Annotated in this window: 2 protein-coding genes; one reads left to right on the top strand and one right to left on the bottom strand. The window is 74.4% G+C overall.

Going from position 1 to position 2,331, the window contains the following annotated elements:
• Positions 1-277: riboflavin kinase (locus ACFW2E_RS45475; RefSeq protein ID WP_384477662.1), on the top strand; the 277-nt coding region annotated here is incomplete at its 5' end.
• Between the two features lie 75 nt (positions 278-352).
• On the opposite strand, the gene ACFW2E_RS45470 is transcribed toward ACFW2E_RS45475, so the two are convergent.
• The coding region (locus tag ACFW2E_RS45470) for a MinD/ParA family protein (protein ID WP_384477659.1) at positions 353-2,331 on the bottom strand (1,979 nt) is incomplete at its 5' end.

Below are 2,331 nucleotides of genomic sequence, written 5' to 3'. Positions count from 1 at the left end.
CGCCGCCGGCGTCTCCGCCGGATACCGCCACTCGGGGGGCGGGGGGTGGCCGGCCGCCTATGCGGTGGTTACGACCCCGCTGTTCGAGGGAACCGCGCGAACGTTGGAGGCGTACGCCATCGACCGTGTGGGACTCGACCTGTACGGCCTGCACGTCGCCGTCGACTTCCTGTCCTACGTCCGGGGCCAGGCGAAGTTCGACTCCCTGGAGGCCCTGCTCGAGCAGATGGCCGAGGACGTCAAGCGCTGCCGGGAGCTGATCGCGGCGGACGCGTAGCCGCCCGCCGAACAGCGAACGCACACAAGGGCGGCCGGTGCCTTCGAGGCACCGGCCGCCCTTCGCTCTGCCGCCCTACTGCTGGGGCGGGGCCTGCGGCGGGTACGGCTGGCCGGGCTGCTGCGGATACGGCTGCCCCTGCTGAGGCTGCGGCGGGTAGGGCTGTCCGGGCGCCGGTGCCTGCGGGTAGGGCTGTGCCGGCGGCTGGGGCTGCTGGGGGTAGGGCTGAGCCGGCTGCTGCCCCTGCTGAGGCTGCGGGGGGTAGGGCTGTCCGGGCGCCGGTGCCTGCGGGTAGGGCTGACCGGGTACCGGCTGACCCGGTACCGGCTGGCCGGGCAGCGGCGGCGCGGCCACCGGCGGCGGGTTGCCGTCGCTGGTCCACAGGCCGTGCGACTGCTGGTGCCGTACGAAGTCCTCGGCGACCATGGCCGCGAGGTTGAAGTACGCCTCCCGCACCTTCGGCCGCATCATGTCGAGGTCGACCTCGGCACCGGCCGCGAGATGCTCGTCGAAGGGCACGACCACGACACCGCGGCAGCGCGTCTCGAAGTGGCTGACGATGTCGTCCACCTTGATCATCTTGCCTGTCTCGCGCACTCCGGAGATGACGGTGATGGAGCGCGACACGAGGTCGGCGTACCCGTGCGCGGACAGCCAGTCCAGCGTCGTGCTGGCGCTGCTCGCGCCGTCGACGGACGGCGTGGAGATGATGATGAGCTGGTCGGCGAGGTCGAGGACCCCGCGCATGGCGCTGTAGAGCAGGCCGGTGCCCGAGTCGGTGAGGATGATCGGGTACTGCCTGCCGAGCACGTCGATGGCTCGCCGGTAGTCCTCGTCGTTGAAGGTGGTGGACACGGCCGGGTCGACGTCGTTGGCGATGATCTCCAGGCCGGAGGAGGCCTGGGAGGTGAACCGCCGGATGTCCATGTACGAGTTGAGGTACGGGATCGCCTGGACGAGATCACGGATGGTGGCCCCGGTCTCACGGCGCACACGGCGGCCGAGCGTACCGGCGTCCGGGTTGGCGTCGATGGCGAGGATCTTGTCCTGGCGCTCGGTGGCGAGCGTCGAGCCGAGGGCGGTGGTGGTCGTGGTCTTGCCCACGCCGCCCTTGAGGCTGATGACCGCGATCCGGTAGCAGGACAGCACGGGCGTCCGGATCAGGTCGAGCTTGCGCTGCCGCTCGGCCTCCTCCTTCTTCCCACCGATCTTGAACCGGCTCGGCGCCGCCGCGGGGCGTCCGCTCCTCGCCTTCTGCTTCTTGTTGTTCAGCAGCCGGTCGGACGACAGCTCCACGGCCGCCGTGTAACCCAGCGGCGCGGCCCCCGGGTTGGTCGGCTGCCGCTGGTCGTGCCGGATGGGCTGCGGCCAGGCGGCGCCGAGGCGGGGGTCCACGGGCTGCTGGGGGTGGGGCTGGTCCGGCTGCCCGGGCTGCGGCGCGGACTGGGCCGGCTGCGGCGCGGGCGGTGCCTGGTGCGGCTGCTGGGCGGCCGGTACCGGCGGGGTCTGTGCGGCCTGGTCCGGCTGGGCCATGGGCTGAGCCGCCGACTGGGCCGGGGGGACCTGCGGAGCGAAGCCCTGCTGAGCTGCCTGCGGGGGCTGTGCGGCAGGGCTCTGCGGCTGCCCCTGCTGCGGTACGCCGGGCTGGGGCGGGGGCTGGGGCTGGGGCTGGGGCACCCCCGGGGCCATGCCGGGGTGGGGTTGGGGCTGCGGCTCCTGCCCGTGCGACGCGGGCGTCTGCGGGAACCCGTAACCGGCCGCGGGGGTGGGAGCGCCGCCCGGTTGCTGGGCCGCCGGCTGCGGTGCCGCCGGTGCCGTGGCGCCCGGCAGCGGGAAGCCGTAGCCCTGCTGCGGCGCGGGCTGCGGGGGCGCCTGGTGCGGGAACGCGTGGTTCGGCGGCGTCGGCGCGGTGGCCGGCGGATTCCACGCGGCGGGCGCCGGCTGGGGCGCCTGCGGCTGGAACGGGGGCTGCTGCGCCGGAGCGGCGGGGGCGGGCTGCGGCTCCGCGGGCCACTGGTTCGCCGGGGCCGGGGCGGCGGGAGGGTACGACGGAG

It is taken from the genome of Streptomyces sp. NPDC058964 (assembly GCF_042741275.1).
Taxonomy (GTDB): domain Bacteria; phylum Actinomycetota; class Actinomycetes; order Streptomycetales; family Streptomycetaceae; genus Streptomyces.
This window is presented reverse-complemented; position numbering and strand designations above follow the sequence as displayed.